Origin of the sequence: Roseomonas gilardii subsp. gilardii, from assembly GCF_023078375.1 — a bacterium.
In the GTDB taxonomy this organism is placed as follows: Bacteria; Pseudomonadota; Alphaproteobacteria; order Acetobacterales; family Acetobacteraceae; genus Roseomonas; species Roseomonas gilardii.
This window is the reverse complement of the sequence record NZ_CP095554.1, coordinates 1807113-1826401: the sequence shown is the minus strand read 5'-3', so window position 1 is coordinate 1826401 and position 19289 is coordinate 1807113. Positions and strand designations below refer to the sequence as shown.

8 protein-coding genes and 3 pseudogenes are annotated in these 19289 nt (G+C 70.2%); all 11 read left to right on the top strand.

The features are described from left to right. Positions 1-2: 2 nt before the first annotated feature. Positions 3-1574: pseudogene (gene treS, locus MVG78_RS22015) on the top strand (maltose alpha-D-glucosyltransferase); the annotation flags it as partial. Then, positions 1525-3255: a putative maltokinase gene (locus MVG78_RS22010; RefSeq protein WP_428480778.1), complete on the top strand. Its 1731-nt coding sequence runs from the start codon at positions 1525-1527 to the stop codon at positions 3253-3255. The pseudogene treS and the gene MVG78_RS22010, both read left to right, overlap by 50 nt. Continuing rightward, a complete protein-coding gene (gene glgB, locus MVG78_RS08125; RefSeq protein WP_247559831.1) occupies positions 3245-5431 on the top strand; it encodes a 1,4-alpha-glucan branching protein GlgB in 2187 nt (728 codons plus the stop codon). The genes MVG78_RS22010 and glgB overlap by 11 nt, the downstream gene beginning before the upstream one ends. Then, positions 5415-7521 (top strand): annotated as a pseudogene (gene glgX, locus MVG78_RS08120) (glycogen debranching protein GlgX). The gene glgB and the pseudogene glgX overlap by 17 nt, the downstream one beginning before the upstream one ends. 8 nt (positions 7522-7529) lie before the next feature. After that, positions 7530-9353, top strand: coding sequence for a malto-oligosyltrehalose trehalohydrolase (gene treZ / locus MVG78_RS08115; protein WP_247559829.1), 1824 nt, complete (start codon positions 7530-7532; stop codon positions 9351-9353). Then, a complete protein-coding gene (gene malQ, locus MVG78_RS08110) occupies positions 9350-11491 on the top strand; it encodes a 4-alpha-glucanotransferase (RefSeq protein ID WP_247559827.1) in 2142 nt (713 codons plus the stop codon). The genes treZ and malQ overlap by 4 nt, the downstream gene beginning before the upstream one ends. 142 nt (positions 11492-11633) lie before the next feature. Next, the gene (locus MVG78_RS08105; RefSeq protein ID WP_247559825.1) at positions 11634-12833 is read left to right on the top strand and encodes a PAS domain-containing protein; all 1200 of its coding nucleotides are present in this window, start codon (positions 11634-11636) and stop codon (positions 12831-12833) included. Beyond that, the gene (locus MVG78_RS08100; RefSeq protein ID WP_247559823.1) at positions 12830-13729 is read left to right on the top strand and encodes an ATP-binding protein; all 900 of its coding nucleotides are present in this window, start codon (positions 12830-12832) and stop codon (positions 13727-13729) included. Before MVG78_RS08105 ends, MVG78_RS08100 begins: the two co-directional genes overlap by 4 nt. Further along, positions 13730-14083, top strand: a pseudogene (locus tag MVG78_RS21720) (alpha-amylase family glycosyl hydrolase); the annotation flags it as partial. 101 nt (positions 14084-14184) lie between these two features. Continuing rightward, positions 14185-16650, top strand: a complete 2466-nt coding sequence (gene treY / locus MVG78_RS08090; RefSeq protein WP_247559820.1) for a malto-oligosyltrehalose synthase — start codon at positions 14185-14187, stop codon at positions 16648-16650. Positions 16651-16816: 166 nt separating this feature from the next. Then, positions 16817-19273, top strand: a complete 2457-nt coding sequence (locus MVG78_RS08085; protein ID WP_247559818.1) for a glycogen/starch/alpha-glucan phosphorylase — start codon at positions 16817-16819, stop codon at positions 19271-19273. Positions 19274-19289: the final 16 nt, after the last annotated feature.

The window sequence follows — 19289 nt, the reverse complement described above, 5'->3', positions numbered from 1 at the left end:
AGATGACCATGACCGAAGACCCGCACTGGTACCGCGACGCGGTCATCTACCAGCTGCACATCAAGAGCTTCTTCGATTCTAACAATGACGGCATCGGCGATTTCGCCGGGCTGATCGAGAAGCTCGACTACCTCTCCGAGCTGGGCGTGGACACGCTCTGGCTGCTGCCCTTCTACCCCTCCCCGCGCCGCGACGACGGCTACGACATCTCCGAATACCGTGATGTCAGTCCGGATTACGGCACGCTGGACGAGGCCAAGCGCTTCATCGAGGAAGCCCACAAGCGCGGCCTGCGCGTCATCACCGAGCTGGTCATCAACCACACCAGCGACCAGCATCCCTGGTTCCAGGCCGCCCGCAAGGCACCCCCGGGCGACCCGGCGCGCGACTACTACGTCTGGTCGGACAATGACGAGCTTTACTCCGGCACCCGCATCATCTTCCTCGACACGGAAAAGTCGAACTGGACCTGGGACGAGGAGGCGAAAGCCTATTTCTGGCACCGCTTCTTCAGCCACCAGCCGGACCTGAACTTCGACAATCCGCGCATCATGGTGGAAGTGCTGAACATCATGCGCTTCTGGCTGGATGCGGGCGTGGACGGGCTGCGGCTCGACGCCGTGCCCTACCTGATCGAACGCGACGGCACCACCAACGAGAACCTGCCCGAGACGCATGCGGTGCTCAAGACGATCCGCCGCAAGCTGGACGAGGAATACCCCGACCGGATGCTGCTGGCCGAGGCCAATATGTGGCCGGAGGACACGCAGCAGTATTTCGGCGAGGGCGACGAATGCCACATGGCCTTCCACTTCCCGCTGATGCCGCGCATGTACATGGCGATCGCGCAGGAGGACCGCTTCCCGATCACCGACATCCTGCGCCAGACGCCGGACATCCCCGATGGATGCCAGTGGGCGATCTTCCTGCGCAACCATGACGAGCTGACGCTGGAGATGGTCACGGACAAGGAACGTGACTACCTCTGGAACACCTATGCCGCCGACAAGCGCGCCCGCATCAACCTCGGCATCCGCCGCCGCCTCGCCCCCCTGCTGGAACACGACCGCCGCCGCATCGAGCTGATGAACGGCCTGCTCATGTCCATGCCCGGCACACCCGTCATCTACTACGGTGACGAGATCGGCATGGGCGACAACATCTATCTCGGCGACCGCGACGGCGTGCGCACGCCGATGCAGTGGTCCCCCGACCGCAACGGCGGCTTCAGCAAGGCCGACCCGGCGGGCCTCGTCCTGCCGGTCATCATGGACCCGCTCTACGGCTACCAGGCGGTGAATGTCGAGGCGCAGTCGCGCGACGCGCATTCGCTGCTGAACTGGACGCGCCGCATGCTGGCCACGCGCAAGCGCTCCCGCGCCTTCGGCCGCGGCTCCATGCGCCTGCTCTACCCGGGCAACCGCAAGGTCCTGGCCTATGTGCGGGAATACGAGGAGGAGAGCATCCTCTGCGTCTTCAACCTGTCCCGCACGGCACAGGCGGTGGAGCTCGACCTCTCCGCCTATGTCGGCCGCGTGCCGGTGGAGATGCTGGGCGGCACCGCCTTCCCGGAGATCGGCCAGCTCACCTACCTGCTCACGCTGCAGCCCTTCGGCTTCTACTGGTTCGTGCTGGCCACGGAGCAGGCCCTCCCCCTGGCATGTGAAGGCGCCCGAGCCCTTGCCCGATCTGCGCACCCTGGTCTTTCCCGCCAATTCCACGAGCTTCGGCGAGGCGCAGAAGCGCGAGCTGGAGCGGGAGGTGCTGCCCACCTATCTGCCCAAGCGCCGCTGGTTCGCCTCGAAGGGGGAAAGGCTGGAGGGCGTCAGCCTGAAGGCCGTGGCTCCCTTCCCGCATGCCCGCTATGTCAGCTTCGCCGAGATCGAGGCGAAGCTGCACGGCCGCACGGAACGCTATTGCCTGCCCCTCGCCGCGGTGGAGGACGACGACAGCGCCAGCCCGCTCGCCTACCAGCTTGCCCTCTCCCGCGTGCGGCAGACACGGCGCGTCGGCTATCTGACCGACGCCTTCGCCTCCGACGACTTCGTGCACGCCGCCCTGGTGAACTTCCGCCAGAACAGCACCGCGCGGAGCGACGAGGGCGAGATCCGCTTCATCGGCAGTGCCCTGCTGCAGGACATCGAGATGCCCGAGGGGCCGGAAATCCGCCGGCTTTCCGCGGAACAGTCCAACTCCTCGATGATCGTCGGCGATCAGGTGGTGCTGAAGATCCTGCGCAAGCTCGCCCCCGGCATCCATCCGGAGGCCGAGATGACGCGCCACCTCACGGAGGTGGGCTTCCAGAACATCGCGCCGCTGCTGGGCGAGGTGGTCCGCACCGCCCCCGACGGCACCCCCGTCACGCTGATGCTGCTGCAGGGCTTCGTCCGCAACCAGGGCGACGGCTGGGGCTGGACCCTGGACTGGCTGCGACGCTCGGTGGACGAGGCCGCGCTGGCCCATGACGGGCATGAGGACACCTTCGCCGGCTACCTGACCTTCGCCACCGCCCTGGGCCGCCGCCTGGGCGAGTTGCATGCCGTCCTCGCCGGCCCCTCCGACGACCCGGCCTTCACGCCCGAACCGGCCGGGGAGGCGGACCGCACGGCCTGGGCCGAGGGCGCACTGGAACAGCTCGAACCAGCGCTGAAGCTGCTGGAGAAGGCCACCGACCTGTCGGAGGCGGATGCGGCCCTGGCGAAGTCCCTGCGGCGCAAGGCCGATGCCCTGCGCGGCAAGGTCCACGAACTCGCGCAATCGGCCGATGGCGCACTCAAGACCCGCCTGCATGGCGACTTCCACCTGGGCCAGGTCCTGGTCTCCCAGGGCGATGCGGTGATCGTGGATTTCGAGGGCGAGCCCGCGCGCTCGCTGGAGGAACGCCGCGCCAAGGGCTCGCCGCTGCGCGACGTGGCCGGGCTGCTGCGATCCTTCGACTACGCCGCCGCCGCCGCGGCCCAGAGCCACGACACGGGCAGCAGTTCCGCCGTGCCGCAGGATCGCCGGGAGGCGCTGCTGGCGCGCTTCCGGCAGGAAGCCTCGGACGCCTTCCTGGCAGCCTACCGCGCCGCCGAGCACGCGGCCGGGAAGCCCTGGGTGCCCGAGGCGTCCGAACAGGCGCTGCTCGACCTCTTCCTGATCGAGAAGGCGGCCTACGAGATCCGCTACGAGGCGGCCAACCGGCCCGCCTGGCTCCCCCTCCCCCTGCGCGGCCTGGCCGCCATCGTCGAGAGGCTGATCCCCGATGCGGAATGACGCCGCCATCCAGGCCCTCACCGAGGGCCGCCACGGAGACCCCTTCGCCCTGCTGGGCCCGCATGACGGAAGGGTGCTGACCTTCCAGCCGGGCGCGCAAGGCGTGGAACTCCTCGACGCGGAAAGCGGCGAGGTGCTGGCGCCGATGGAACGCCTCCATCCGGCCGGCGTCTTCGAGGCGCCGCTGCCGGAGGGCCGCCGCTACCGCTTCCGGATCGAATGGCCCGGCGACGTGCAGGAGACCGAGGACCCCTACGGCTTCGGCCTGCTGCTCGGCGACATGGACCTCTACCTCTTCGCCGAGGGCCGGCACCGGGAGATGGGCAAGGTCTTCGGCGCCCAGGCGATGGAGGTCGGCGGCGTGCCCGGCGTGCGCTTCTCCGTCTGGGCCCCGAATGCGGAGCGCGTCTCCGTGGTCGGCGATTTCAACAACTGGGACGGCCGCCGCCACCCGATGCGCCTGCGGCGGGAGGCGGGGATCTGGGAGATCTTCATCCCCCGCCTTCCCCCCGGCACCGCCTACAAGTACGAGATCCGTGGCCCCGGCGGCACCCTGCTGCCGCTGAAGGCCGATCCGGTGGCGCTCGCCTCGGAACTGGCCCCTGCCACCGCCTCCGTGGTGGCCGACCCGCTGCCGCATGAATGGCGGGATGCGGAGTGGATGGCACGGCGCGGCGCGAAGCAGGCCCCGGACGCCCCCATCGCCATCTACGAGGTCCACCCGACCTCCTGGTGGAAGGCCGAGGACGGCCACGCGCCGGACTGGGATGGCCTCGCCGACCGCCTGATCCCCTATGTGGCCGAAATGGGCTTCAGCCATGTCGAACTGCTGCCGGTCATGGAGCATCCCTTCGGCGGCTCCTGGGGCTACCAGCCGCTGGGCCTCTTCGCCCCCACCGCCCGCTTCGGTACGCCGGACGGCTTCGCCCGCTTCGTGGACCGCTGCCACCAGGCGGGCATCGGCGTGCTGCTCGACTGGGTGCCGGCGCATTTTCCGACGGACGCTCACGGCATGGGCCATTTCGACGGCACCGCGCTCTACGAGCATGCCGACCCGCGCGAGGGGTTCCATCAGGACTGGAACACCCTGATCTACAATCTCGGCCGCAACGAGGTGCGCGGCTTCCTGATCGCCTCCGGCCTGTTCTGGCTGGAGCACTACCATGTGGACGGGCTGCGCGTGGACGCCGTGGCCTCGATGCTCTACCGCGACTACTCCCGCAAACAGGGCGAATGGGTGCCCAACCAGTATGGCGGCCGCGAGAACCTGGAGGCCGTGTCCTTCCTGCGGGAGCTGAACACCGTGGTCGCGGAACGCTGCCCCGGCGCCGTGGTGATCGCCGAGGAATCCACCGCCTGGCCGGGCGTGACGAAGCCGGTCAGCGAGGGTGGCCTCGGCTTCTCCTACAAATGGAACATGGGGTGGATGCACGACACGCTCCACTACATGCAGGAGGACCCGGTCAACCGCCGCTGGCACCATGACAGCATGACCTTCGGCCTCGTCTATGCCTTCTCCGAGAGGTTCGTCCTGCCGCTCAGCCATGACGAGGTGGTGCACGGCAAGGGCTCGCTGCTCGGCAAGATGCCCGGCGACGCCTGGCAGAAGCGTGCCAACCTGCGCGCCTACCTTTCCTTCATGTGGACGCATCCGGGCAAGAAGCTGATCTTCATGGGCATCGAGCTCGCCCAGCCGACGGAATGGAACCACGATGCCGCCCTGCCCTGGCACCTGCTGGACGATCCCGGGCATCGTGGCATGCAGGATCTTGTCCGTGACCTGAACGCCCTCTACCGCGGACTGCCCGCCCTGCACCGCCTGGATGCGGACCCCGCCGGCTTCGAATGGGTGATCGGCGACGACAGCGCGCAGAGCGTCTTCGCCTATCTCCGCCGCGGCCACGATGGCGACGCCCCGGTGCTGGTGGTCTGCAACCTCACCCCGGTGCCGCGCGAGGGCTACCGCATCGGCGTTCCCTCCGGCGGCTGGTGGCACGAGCTGCTGAACAGCGATGCCGGCAACTACGGCGGCAGCAACCTGGGCAATGCCGGCGGCGTGATGGCGGAGGACCTGCCCAGCCACGGGCAGGCGCAATCGCTCTCGCTCATCCTGCCGCCGCTCGCTACGATTGTGCTCTCGCCCGGAGCACTCAACACGCATGGCCATACCCCCTGACCGCCTCGCCCCCGGGCGGCCTTATCCGCTCGGGGCCTACTGGGACGGGCTCGGGGTCAATTTCGCGGTCTTCTCCGCCCATGCGGAGAAGATCGAGGTCTGTGTCTTCAATGCCACCGGCCGCAAGGAGCTGGCGCGCTATCCCCTGCCGGAATGCACCGACGAGGTCTGGCACGGCTATCTCCCCGGCGCGCAGCCCGGCCTCGTCTACGGGCTGCGCGCCCATGGCCCCTACGAGCCGCGCCGCGGCCACCGCTTCAACCCGCACAAGCTGCTGCTCGACCCCTATGCCCGCAAGCTGGTCGGGCAGGTCACCTGGTCCGACGCGCTCTTCGGCTACCGCGTCGGCCATGCGCGGGAGGACCTCTCCTTCGACCGCCGCGACAGCGCCGTCGCCATGCCCAAGGCCCTGGTGGTGGACGAAAGCTTCACCTGGGGCGACGACCGCCCCCGCCACGCCCTGGACGGACACGGTGATCTACGAGGCGCATCTGCGCGGCCTCACCATGCGCAACAGCGCGCTGCACCCGCGCCTGCGCGGCACCTTCGCCGGCCTGTCCGATCCGCGGATGATCGAGCACATGCTGCGCCTCGGCATCACGGCGGTGGAGCTCCTGCCCGTGCACGCCTTCCTGCAGGATCGCTTCCTCGTGCAGAAGGGCCTGCGGAACTACTGGGGCTATTCCACCCTGAACTTCTTCTCGCCGGAACCCGCCTATCTCAGCACCGGCTCGCTGAAGGAGATCAAGGTCGCCATCCGCCAGCTCCACGCCGCCGGCATCGAGGTCATCCTCGACGTGGTCTACAACCACACCGCCGAGGGCAACGAGATGGGCCCCACCCTCTCCTGGCGCGGCCTGGACAATGCCAGCTACTACCGCCTCCTGCCCGGGGACGAGCGTGTCCACATCAACGACACCGGCACCGGCAACACGGTCAACATCACCCATCCGCGCGTGCTCCAGATGGTCACCGACAGCCTGCGCCACTGGGTGCAGACCTATCGCGTGGACGGCTTCCGCTTCGACCTCGGCACCATCCTGGGGCGGGAGGCGAATGGCTTCGACCCCGGCGCCGGCTTCTTCGACGTCCTCCGCCAGGACCCGGTGCTCTCCCAGGTCAAGCTGATCTCGGAACCCTGGGACATCGGCCCCGGCGGCTACCAGCTCGGCAACCACCCGCCGGGCTTCGCCGAATGGAACGACCGCTTCCGCGATGACGTGCGCCGCTTCTGGCGCGGCGATTCCGGCTTGCGCCCCGGCCTCGCCAGCCGCCTCACCGGCTCCAGCGAGCTCTTCGACCGCCGCCGCCGCCAACCCTGGGCCTCGGTGAACTTCGTCGCCGCGCATGACGGCTTCACCCTGCGCGACCTCGTCTCCTACGCCCGCCGCCACAACGAGGCGAATGGCGAGAACAACCAGGACGGCCACGGCGAGAACTTCTCCGCCAACTGGGGCGTGGAGGGCGACACACCGCAACCCTGGGTGCTGGAAACCCGTGCCCGCCTGCAGCGCGCCCTGCTGGGCACCGTCTTCCTTTCCGCCGGCACCCCCATGCTCCTGGCCGGGGACGAGATGGACCGCACCCAGGGCGGCAACAACAACGCCTATTGCCAGGACAACGAGACCTCCTGGCTGGACTGGGAGCACGCGGCCACCCCCCGCGCCCAGGCGCTGACCGAGTTCGTCTCGCGCCTGTCCTGGCTGCGGCAATGCTGGACGCCGCTGCGCCCCCGCTACTTCCCTCACAGCCGCACCGAGCCTGCCCCCGGGGTGCAGGACACCGGCTGGTTCGACCAGCACGGCCAGCCGATGCAGCCGGAGGCATGGAACGAGCCCGAGGCCCGCACGTTGACGCTGCGCCGCGCCGACATGGCCGCGGATGGCTGGGTCGAGGTCGTGATGCTGATGTTGAATGCCGACAGCGCGGAACAGGGCTTCCAACTGCCGGAACCGGCGCTTCCCTGGCGCCTGCTGCTGGACACGGCGCTGCCGGAGGCCGAGGAGCGCTCCCTGCTGCCGGAGGAAACCAGCATGAGGGTGGGGGCGCATTCCCTGCTCCTGCTGGGCGCGCGGGTGGAACCGTCATGAGTGCCTCAATGCCGCTTTGGGGCGCCGAACTCCTGCCGGACGGCCGGCGCACCCGCTTCCGCCTCTGGGCCCCCTCGGCCCGGCAGGTCGGGCTCGAGATCGAGGGCCAGCCCCCCATGCCGATGCAGGCGGAGGCGGATGGCTGGTTCTCCCTGGAAGCCGCCGCCCCCGCCGGCACGCGCTACCGCTTCCGGACGCGGCTGGAGGACGGCTCCGACCTCCCGGTGCCCGACCCCGCCTCGCGCTACCAGCCGGACGACGTGCATGGCTTCAGCCAGGTGGTCGATCCCCGCGCCTATGCCTGGCGCAACCCCGGCTGGAAGGGCCGCCCCTGGCACGAGACCATCCTCTACGAGCTGCATGCCGGCGCCTGCGGCGGCTACAACGGCATCCGCGCCATGTTGCCGCGCCTGAAATCCCTGGGCGTCACGGCCATCGAGCTGATGCCGATCGCCGAATTCCCCGGCCCGCGCAACTGGGGCTATGACGGCGTCCTGCCCTATGCCCCGGAGGCTTCCTACGGCACGCCGGAGGAGCTCAAGGCCCTGATCGACGAGGCGCACGGCCTCGGGCTGATGATGTTCCTCGACGTCGTCTATAACCATTTCGGCCCGGACGGCGCCTATCTCCACGCCTATGCGAAGGACTTCTTCGACGAGGGCGTGCACACGCCCTGGGGCGCCGCGATCGACTTCAGAAAGGCCCCGGTCCGCGACTTCTTCGAATCCAACGCCCTCCACTGGCTGCGGGAATACCGCTTCGATGGCCTCCGCTTCGACGCCGTCCACGCCATTGCCGAGCAGGATTGGCTCGACCACCTTGCCGCCCGCATCCGCCGGGAGATCCAGGCCGAGACCCCCGGCCGCCACGTCCACCTCGTGCTGGAGAACGAGCGCAACGGCGCCGGCCATCTCCGCGCCGGCCCCCTTCTCGACAATGCCGGGGCACCGGGCTTCGACGCCCAGTGGAACGACGACGGCCACAACGTCCTCCACCCCCTCCTGACCGGCGAGCGCGAAGCCTATTACGAGGACTTCGCCGACAACGGCGCGGAAAAGCTCGCCCGGGTCCTGGCGGAAGGCTTCCTCTTCCAGGGCGAGACCATGCCCCATCTCGGCCATGCGCGCGGCGAGCCCAGCGCCCATCTCCCGCCCACCGCCTTCGTCCTCTTCCTCCAGAACCACGACCAGATCGGCAACCGCGCCTTCGGCGAGCGCCTGCCCGCCCTCGCCCGACCCACGGCGCTGAAGGCCGCCACCGCCCTCCTCCTGCTCTCGCCCCAGATCCCCCTGCTCTTCATGGGCGAGGAATGGGCCGCCAGCGCCCCCTTCCTCTTCTTCACCGCCTTCCCGCAACAGGATCTGGCGGATGCGGTGCGCGAGGGCCGGCGCAAGGAGTTCGCCAAGTTCGCCGCCTTCCAGGACCCGGCGAAGCGCGAGCGCATCCCCGACCCGAATGCCGGGAAGACCTTCACCGATTCCATCCCCGACCCGGCGGAAAGCGGGCACGGTTTCCACGCGGAGATGCTGGCCCTGCACAAAACCCTGCTCGCCACCCGCCATACCGAGATCATCCCGCGCCTGCCCGGCGCGAAGGCGATCGGCGCCGAGGCGGTGGGCCCCAAGGCGGTGCTGGCCCGCTGGCGCCTGGGCGACGGCACCCGCCTGACCATCGCCCTGAACCTCGATGAGGCCGAGGCCCAGGTCACGGCCGGCGGCACCATGGTGCTGCACGAAAGCGTGCCGGGCGCCGCCGATTCCCTGGCCGCCGGCAGCCTTCCGCCCGATTGCGCCGTGGTGATGCTCGACCTGCCGGAGAATTCGGGGCCATGAACCGGAACGGGAGCCCGGACGGGCATCGGGACGAACTCCAGGCCCTCGCCCGGGCCGCCGGCATCGCCACGGAATGGCGTGACGCCCAGGGCCACGACCAGACCGTGGCCCCCGAGGCGGTCCGCGCCGTCCTCGCGGCGCTGGACCTGCCCACCGGCTCGCCGGAACAGATGCGGGAGGCGCGGGAGAAGCTGGCCACCGAGGCCGCGCTGCCCCCGCTCTGCACCGCCACCGCCGGGCATCCCGTGCTGCTGGGCCTGCCGGGCGAGCCGGAATACCGGCTGGAGCTGGAGGACGGGGCCGTGCTGGAGGGCCGCTCCCACCAGGAACACGGCCTCTGCCGCCTGCCCGTCGCGCCCCCGCCCGGCTATCACCGCCTCCGCATCGGCGGGGCGGACACCATCCTCGCCGTCGCCCCGCCCCGCTGCCATCGCCCCGAGGACGCGCTCGCGGAAGGCGGCACGGACGCCCTCCACAACACCCTCCACAGCACCCTCCACAGCACCCTCCCCTGGGGCCTGACGGTCCAGCTCTACGGCCTGCGCCGCCCTGGCCGGGACGGCCTGGGCGGCGGCGGCGTGGGCGACTTCACCGCCCTGTCGCAATTCGTCGCCTCGGCCGCCCGCAAGGGTGCCCAGGCCGTGGCCATCAGCCCCGTCCACGCCCAGTTCTCGGCCGACCCCAACCGCTTCTCCCCCTATTCGCCGTCCTCCCGCCTCTTCCTGAACGTCCTGCACGCCGACCCGGCCGTGCTGGGCGAGGCCCCGCTGCGCGCCGCCCTGGACCGCACCGGCCTAGCGGGGGAATTCGACCGGCTGGAAGCCCTGGATCTCGTGGACTGGCCCGCCGTGGCCCGCGCCCGCCTTGCCGTCTTCCGCGCCCTCTTCGACGCCTTTCCGGGAGACCCGGCCTTCGACCGCTTCCGCGCCGAACAGGGCGAGGCCCTGGAAAGCCATGCCCGCTTCGAGGCCCTGCACGCCCATCTCTTCACCCGCGACCCGGCGCTCTGGAACTGGCGCCAGTGGCCCGCGGAATTCCGCGACCCCACCAGCCCCGCCGTGGCCGCATTCGCCCAGGCTCATGAGCGCGAGGTCGCCTACCATGCCTTCCTGCAATGGATCGCCGACCGCGGCCTCGGCGCGGCGCAGCAGGCCGCCCGGGAGGCCGGCGCCGGCATCGGCCTGGTCGCCGACCTCGCCGTCGGCACCGATGGCGGCGGCAGCCATGGCTGGAGCCGCCAGCGCGAGACCCTGCGCCACCTCACCATCGGCGCGCCGCCCGACATCTTCTCCCCGCTCGGCCAGGGCTGGGGTATCACCGCCTTCTCCCCCCTCGGCCTGAAACAGGGCGGCTACGGCGCCTTCCTGGAAATGCTGCGCGCCGCCATGCGCCACGCCGGTGGCGTGCGCATCGACCACGCCATGGGCCTGGCCCGCCTCTGGGTCATCCCCGAAGGCGCCGACCCGCGCGACGGTGCCTACCTGCAATTCCCCGCCGACGACATGTTCCGCCTCGTCGCGCTGGAATCGCAGCGCCACCGCGCCATCGTGGTCGGCGAGGACCTCGGCACCGTCCCGCACGGCTTCCGCGAGCGCCTGGACCGGATCGGCATGCTCGGCATGCGCGTCCTCTGGTTCGAGCAAGGTGAGGGAGGCGGCCCCTTCATCCCCCCGCGCGAATGGTCCCGCAACGCCGCCGCCATGACCACGACCCACGACCTGCCCACCGCCGTTGGCTGGTGGCGCGGCCTGGACATCGACTGGCGCGTCCGCCTCGGCCTGCTGGGAGAAGGCGAGGACGGCTCCGCCCAGCGGGCCGAGCGCGACCGCGACCGCGCCGCGCTCTGGCAGGCCATGCGCGACAGCGGCGCCGCCCAGGGCGATCCCCCACCGCCGGAGGATGGCACCCCGGTCGCCGAGGCCGCCGCCGCCCAGATCGGCCGCTCCGCCTGCGTCCTGGCCCTGCTGCCCGTCGAGGATGCCCTGGCCCTGCCGGAACAGCCCAACCTCCCCGGCACCACCGACCAGCACCCCAACTGGCGCCGCCGCCTGCCCGCCCCGGCGGACCGCGTGCTCGACGACCCCGCTTGCATCCGCCGCCTCGCCGCCCTCGCGGAAGCCCGGCCTTTCGTCCCTTGAAGCCTCGCCAGGGACAGCGGCCGGCCGACACGGACGGGCCACCTTCCGCCATGCGCCCTTCCTGCCGCCGGCGGCCGCCGCGAACCGCCGGTTGCGGGGCAGCATCTCCTGCCCCTGATCCGGCTCCCCGGTCGAACACACCATGACCGACGACCTGAATGACCCGAAGTCGCTGCCAGATGGATTGCGCTTCCTGGCCGGCGGCGGCCGGGCGACACGCCTCATCCTGGAGCGCGACTGGTCCTCCCACCTCCTGGGCGAGCCGTCGGGCTGGCCGGAGGCGCTCAAGGCGACCCTCAGCACCCTCCTCAACTCGCCCGAATCCATGCTCCTCGCCTGGGGGCGCGACGAGCTGACCTTCTTCTTCAACGAGACCTACATCCCTCTGCTCGGGCCGCGGGTCTCCTGGGCGATGGGCGCTCCGTTCCGGGAGGTCTGGGCCGATGCCTGGGCCCAGGCCCGGCCCATCATCGACCAGGCCTTCGAAGGCCGAAGCCAGCGCTTCACCGACCTGCCCTGGAAGCTGGCGACCGACCGCGGCGCGGCGGAGACCTGGTTCACCTTCTCCTACTCGCGCATCCTCGACGCCGACGGGGAGATCGCCGGCCTCTTCGTCTTCACCAACGAGACGACGGCCCGCGTGCTGGCCGACCGGGCGCTCGCGCATAGCCAGGACGAGTTGCGGGCACTCAACGAGACGCTGGAGGCCCAGGTCGCCGAACGCACCGCCGAGCGCGACCGCCTGTGGGAAATCTCGCCGGACCTCCTGGTGGTCATCGACTTCCACGGTGTCTTGCGGCGCGTGAACCCCGCCTGGACGACCTTGCTGGGCTACGCCGAGGAGGAGCTGATCGGCCATCACGTCAACGAGTTCGTCGTCCAGGAAGATCACGGTGAGACGACGGACGCCTACGAACTCGCCGCCGAGGGCGGGAAGCCCCGGATCGAGAACCGCTATCGCCACAAGGACGGCAGCATCCGACACATCTCCTGGGTCGCGGCGCCGGCGGGCAACCTGACCTACGGCACGGGCCGGGACGTCACTGAACAGAGGGCGGCGGCCGAGGCGCTGCGGCAGGCGGAGGAAGCCCTGCGGCAGAGCCAGAAGATGGAGGCCGTGGGCCAGCTCACGGGTGGCATCGCGCACGACTTCAACAATCTGCTGACCGGCATCACGGGCAGTCTGGAACTGCTGGCGACACGGGTGTCGCAGGGGCGGATCAAGGATGTGGACCGCTACATCAACGCGGCCCGGGGGCGGCGAAGCGGGCCGCCGCCCTCACCCACCGCCTGCTCGCCTTCTCCCGTCGCCAGACGCTCGCCCCCAAGCACACGAACGTGAACCGGCTCGTCGCGGGGATGGAGGACCTGATCCGCCGCACGGTGGGGCCCGGGGTCACCATCGAGGTCGTGGCGGCGGCCGGCCTCTGGCCGACCCTGGTGGACCCGCCGCAACTGGAAAGCGCCCTGTTGAACCTGTGCATCAATGCACGGGACGCGATGCCGGATGGCGGCCGCATCACGATCGAGACGGCCAACAAGTGGCTGGACGTGCACACGGCGCGCGAGCGCGATCTGCCGACGGGGCCTTACATCAGCCTTTGCGTCACCGACACGGGCACCGGCATGACGCCCGAGGTGATGGCCCGTGCCTTTGATCCCTTCTTCACCACGAAGCCGCTGGGCCAGGGCACGGGGCTGGGCCTGTCCATGATCCATGGCTTCGTCCGCCAGTCCGGCGGGCAGGTGCGGGCCTGTTCCGAGCCGGGCCGGGGCACCACGATGTGCCTCTATTTGCCCCGCTACCAGGGCAACGCCGATACGGCGGAAAGCTTCCCCGATCTGGCCGACGCGCCGCGTGCGGAGAAGGGCGAGGCTGTGCTGATCGTCGATGATGAGGCGACCGTCCGCATGCTGGTCACCGAGGTGCTGGAGGACCTGGGCTATGCCGCGATCGAGGCGACCGACGGCGCATCCGGGCTGAGGGTGCTGCAATCCGATCTCAAGATCGATCTGCTCGTGACCGATGTCGGGCTGCCCGGCGGCATGAACGGGCGCCAGTTGGCCGATGCGGCCCGGGTCCTGCGGCCTGGTCTCCGCGTGCTGTTCATCACCGGCTATGCGGAGAATGCGGTGATCGGGAACGGCCTGCTCGAAGCCGGCATGGAGGTGCTCACCAAGCCATTCGCCATGGAAGCGCTGGCGACGCGCATCAAGGCCATGATCGACGACGGCTGAGTGGCCCCTGCGGGAGAAGTCAGGATTTCCGGCTGGGCCGCCTGCCACCACCCGCCCTTTCGCGCGTTGTGCGCGGCAGCGAGCCTTGCGCCCTCGGCGTGGCCACCAGCACGGAGAGCCGAAACAGTGATCCCCGAAACCCCGCGTGCGACGGCGCGTCTGCAGTTCCACAAGGACTTCACGCTCGACGACGCGGTGCCGCTGGTGCCCTATTACAAGGCGCTCGGCATCAGCCACCTCTACGCCTCGCCGCTGCTCAAGGCGCGCCCCGGCTCCACCCATGGCTACGACATCGTGGACCCGACCCGCATCAACCCGGAGGTCGGGGGCGAGGAGGCGCTGAAACGCCTCGTGGAGGCCCTGCACGCGGCCGATATGGGCCTCATCCTCGACATCGTGCCCAACCACATGGGTGTCGGCGGCGCCGACAACGGCTGGTGGCTGGACGTGCTGGAATGGGGGCCCCGCTCGCCCTTCGCCAGCTTCTTCGACATCGACTGGAACCCCGCCGACCCGACGCTGAAGGACAAGCTCCTCGCCCCCTTCCTCGGTGGCCCCTACGGCACCGTGCTGGAATCCGGCGACCTCGCCCTGCATTTCGAGCCGGAAAGCGGCAAGATCTACGCCGAGTATTTCGAGCACCGCTTCCCCATCGCCCCCGCCACCTATGCGATGATCCTCCGCGCCGCCGGCGACGCCTCGCTGGAGGGCATCGCGCAGGTCTTCGCCGGCATCGGCCAGCCGGGGAGCGCGGAGGCCATGCGCGCCGCCGCCGGCGTGGCGCTCGACGTCCTCGCCCGCTTCGCGAAGGCGCCGGGGGGCCGGGCGCGGATCGACGCCGTCCTCGCCGCCTTCGACCCGAAGCAGCCCGGCAGCCGCGCCCGCCTGCACCGGCTGCTGGAGGCGCAGAACTACCGCCTCGCCTGGTGGCGCGCCGCGACCGACGAGATCAACTGGCGCCGCTTCTTCGACGTCACCAGCCTGGGCGGCCTGCGCCAGGAAGTCCCCGAGGTCTTCGAGGCCACCCACGAGCTGATCCTGAAGCTCTATGCCGAAGGCTCGATCGACGGCGTGCGCGTGGACCATGTGGACGGCCTCGCCGACCCGCGCGCCTATTGCCGCAAGCTGCGCCGCCGCCTGCGCGCCGCCGGCCGCCACCGCCCCGCCACGGCGCCGAAGGGGAGCCGCTGCTGCTGGTGGAGAAGATCCTCGCCCCGCATGAGCGCCTGCGCCAGGACTGGATGGTGGATGGCACCACCGGCTACAACTTCATGGACGAGGTCGCGGGCCTGCTCCACGACCCGGCGGGCGAGGAGCGCCTGACGAGGCTCTGGACCGACCTCACCGCCCGCTCCCCCCGTTTCGAGGACGAGGCCCGAGAGGCCCGCCGCCAGATCCTGCGGGAGAACCTCGCCTCCGAGCTGAACGGCACGGCCACCGCCCTGCACCGCATCGCCCAGACCGACCTCGCCACGCGCGACTTCACCCTCACCGCGATCCGCCGCGCCCTCTCCGAGGTCCTGGCGCATTTCCCCGTCTACCGCACCTATGTCTCCATGGCCGGCCGCAACGAGGAGGACGAGCGCACGCTGGAATGGGCCCTGGCCGGTGCCCGCCGCACCGTCCGGGCCACCGAGCGGCCGCTGCTCGAGCTGCTGGACGACTGGCTCGGCGGGGAGGTGCCGCGCAGCCTGCCCATCGCCGAGCGGCGGCAGCGCCTGCGCGCCGCGGTGCGCTTCCAGCAGCTCTCCGCCCCCGTCGCGGCCAAATCGGTGGAGGACACCGCCTTCTACCGCTACGGCCGCCTGATCTCCCGCAACGAGGTCGGCTCCGAGCCGGGCCACCTCACCGAGAGCCCCGGCTCCTTCCACGCCATGTGCCGGGAACGGGCGCGGCATTTCCCGCGCGAGATGCTGGCCACCGCCACTCACGACCACAAGCGCGGCGAGGACAACCGCATCCGCCTCGCGGTCATTTCCGAACGGCCGGAGGAATGGGCCACGGCGCTGACCCGCTGGACCCGCCTGAACAACAGCCTGAAGCGGGAGGTGGACGGCACCCCGGCCCCGGACGTGGTGGACGAGCTGATGCTCTACCAGACCCTGGTCGGCGCTTGGCCGCTGGACCTCGACCCCACGGACGAACAGGGCGTGCAGGACCTCATCCAGCGGGTCGCCGCCTGGCAGGAAAAGGCCCTGCGCGAAGGCAAGCGCCGCTCCGAATGGGCCGTGCCGAACGAGGCCTACGAAGCTGCCTGCCAGGATTTCCTCCGCAACATCCTGGCCGCCGACCGGGCCAGCCATATGCGGGAGGAGATCGCCGGCTTCGCCCTGCGCCTCGCCCCGGCCGGGGCGGTGAACGGCCTGGCGCAGACGCTGATCCGCTGCACCTCCCCTGGCATCCCGGACCTGTACCAGGGCACGGAGTTCTGGGACTTCTCCCTGGTGGACCCGGACAACCGCCGCCCGGTGGACTTCGCCGCCCGGCGGGCAGCGCTGGAGGCCGGCGGGACCCCGGCCGATCTCCTGTCCCACTGGAAGGACGGACGGGCGAAGCAGGCCGTGATCGCCCGCGCCCTGGCCCTGCGCGCCCGCTGCCCGGAACTCTTCGCGGAGGGCGACTACCTGCCCCTGGAAGTCCAGGGCACGAAGGCGGCGCATCTCCTTGCCTTCGCCCGGCGTCGGGGAGGGCAAGCGGCCATCACCGTGGTCACGCGCCTGCCGGCCGCCCTGCTGGGCGAAGTGGTGCAGCCCCTGGTCCCCGCCACGAGCTGGGAAGACACCGCCATCCTCCTGCCCCCGGACATGCCGGGGGCGCTCACCGACGTGCTGAACGCCGGGGAGGTGGCGGCTCCGGACGGCACCCTGCCCGCCTCCACCCTGCTCGCACGCCTCCCGGTCGCGCTGCTCTCCCTTGGTTGAGCGCGGAAGGCCCCGGGGTCGGCCGGCTTTTTCCCTGGACGCCGCAGGCAGCCATCCGCACAACCATGGCGAGAACACTTGGAACCGCTCGCCGAGCGCGAGAGGATGGACCCTGCTTTCCCCGCTGCCGCCCTTTCAGCCCACCCTTTCAGGAGGACCTGCCCGCGTGAACAACACCGACCTGCTCGCCCCCGCCGGCGAGGCGACCGAAGGCACTGTCTCACCGGAGACCTTCCGCCAGAGGATCCTCGACAGGCTGACGTATCAGGTCGGCGGATCACCGGAACGGGCGAGCGACCGGGACTGGTTCCTGGCCACCGCCCTGGCGACGCGCGACCTCGTGATGGACCACTGGCGTGCCTCGAATGCCGAGACCCTGGCCCGGGGCGACAAGCGGGTCTGCTACCTGTCGATGGAATTCCTGATTGGCCGGCTCCTGGCGGACACGCTGGGCAACCTGCGGATCGCCGGGATGGCGCAGGAGGCCCTGTCCGGCCTCGGCGTGGACCTCGACACCATCGCAGGGCAGGAGATGGATGCGGCCCTGGGCAATGGTGGCCTGGGCCGGCTGGCGGCCTGCTTCATGGAAAGCCTGGCGAGCCTGGGCATCCCGGCCTTCGGCTACGGCATCCGCTACGAGCACGGGCTGTTCCGGCAGGTGATCCCCGCCGACGGCACCCAGCACGAATTGCCGGAGGACTGGCTCTCGCTCGGCAATCCCTGGGAGTTCGAGCGCGCCAACCTGCGCTACATGGTCGGCTTCGGCGGGCATGTGGCGGTGGATGGCGGGCGGCTCACCTGGCACCCCGGCGAAACGGTGCGCGCCATCCCCTATGACACGCCCGTCACCGGCTGGCGCGGCAAGCGCGTCAACACGCTGCGCCTCTGGTCGGCCCGGGCCAGCGACCCGCTGCACCTCGCCGCCTTCAACCACGGCGACCATCTGGGGGCGCAGGCGGAACGGATCCGGGCGGAATCCATCTCCCGCGTGCTCTATCCCGGCGACGAGACCCCGGCCGGGCAGGAGCTGCGCCTGCGGCAGGAATACTTCTTCGCCTCGGCCTCGCTGCAGGACGTTCTGCGCCGGCACATGGCGGAGTTCGACAGGCTGGACAACCTCGCCGACAAGGTCGCGGTGCAACTGAACGACACGCATCCGGCGATCGGCGTGTCGGAGCTGATGCGGCTGCTGGTCGATGTCCATCGCATGGAATGGGACCTGGCCTGGGACATCACCCGCGCCGTCACCTCCTACACCAACCACACGCTGATGCCGGAGGCGCTGGAGACCTGGCCCGTCTCGCTGCTGGAGCGCCTGCTGCCGCGCAACATGCAGATCATCTACATGATCAACGCGCGCCACCTCGACGCGGTGCGGAAGGAGCAGGGCGAGGACGACCGCCTGCTCGCCTCCGTCTCCATCATCGACGAGGGCCATGGCCGCCGCGTGCGCATGGGCCATCTCGCCTTCATCGGATCGCACCGGATCAACGGCGTCTCGGCCCTGCACACGCAGTTGATGAAGGACACGGTCTTCGCCGACCTGAACCGCGTCTGCCCCGACCGCATCACCAACAAGACCAACGGTATCACCTTCCGCCGCTGGCTGCTGCGCGCCAATCCCGGCCTGACCCGGCTCCTGGTGGACACGCTGGGCGAAGAAGTGCTTGACCATCCGGAGAAGCTCGCCGGGCTGGTGCCGCATGCGGAGGAGATGGAGTTCCGCCGCCGCTTCGCCGCGCAGCGCCGTGTCGCCAAGGAAAAGCTGACGCGCCTCATCCGCGACAGGATCGGCCTCGCCGTCGATCCCGAGGCCCTGTTCGACGTGCAGATCAAGCGCATCCACGAGTACAAGCGGCAGCTCCTGAACATCCTTCAGGCCGTGGCGCTCTACAACGCCATGCGGGCGCGGCCGATGAACAACTGGGTGCCGCGGGTGAAGATCTTCGGCGGCAAGGCGGCGGCCAGCTACTGGCAGGCGAAGCTGATCATCCGGCTGGCGCATGACGTGGCGCGGGTGGTCAACAGCGACCCCACCCTGAACGGCATGCTCAAGATCGCCTTCCTGCCGAACTACAATGTTTCCCTGGCCGAGGCGATCATCCCCGCGGCCGACCTGTCGGAGCAGATCTCCACCGCCGGGCTGGAAGCCTCGGGCACCGGCAACATGAAGCTGGCGCTGAACGGCGCGCTGACCATCGGCACGCTGGACGGCGCCAATGTCGAGATCCGCGAGCATGTGGGGGCCGACAACATCTTCATCTTCGGCCTGACCGCCGATCAGGTCGCGCGGAAGAAGATCGACTACGATGCCCGCGAGGCGGTGGCGGCCTCTCCCGCCCTGTCACAGGTCCTCGACGCCATCCGCGGCGGCGTCTTCTCGCCGGAGGAACCGGATCGCTATGCGGGGCTGGTGGACGGGCTGCTGAACGACGACCGGTTCCTCGTGACGGCGGATTTCGACAGCTACGACGCCGCGCAGCACGAGGTCGCGCTGCGCTGGCGCGAGCCGGAGGCCTGGTGGCGCAGCGCGGTGCTGAACACCGCCCATGTCGCCTGGTTCTCCTCCGACCGTACGATCCGCGAATATGCCGAGGACATCTGGGACACCCCGCCACGGTGAGGCGGGGCTCCGGCCC

What these genes read in the sequence shown, in the direction of transcription:
- MVG78_RS22010 (WP_428480778.1), top strand. Translation starts at nt 1,525, where the DNA reads ATGTCGGCCGCGTGCCGGTGGAGATGCTGGGCGGCACCGCCTTCCCGG.
- glgB (WP_247559831.1), top strand. Translation starts at nt 3,245, where the DNA reads ATGCGGAATGACGCCGCCATCCAGGCCCTCACCGAGGGCCGCCACGGA.
- treZ (WP_247559829.1), top strand. Translation starts at nt 7,530, where the DNA reads ATGCCGCTTTGGGGCGCCGAACTCCTGCCGGACGGCCGGCGCACCCGC.
- malQ (WP_247559827.1), top strand. Translation starts at nt 9,350, where the DNA reads ATGAACCGGAACGGGAGCCCGGACGGGCATCGGGACGAACTCCAGGCC.
- MVG78_RS08105 (WP_247559825.1), top strand. Translation starts at nt 11,634, where the DNA reads ATGACCGACGACCTGAATGACCCGAAGTCGCTGCCAGATGGATTGCGC.
- treY (WP_247559820.1), top strand. Translation starts at nt 14,185, where the DNA reads ATGGGGGCCCCGCTCGCCCTTCGCCAGCTTCTTCGACATCGACTGGAA.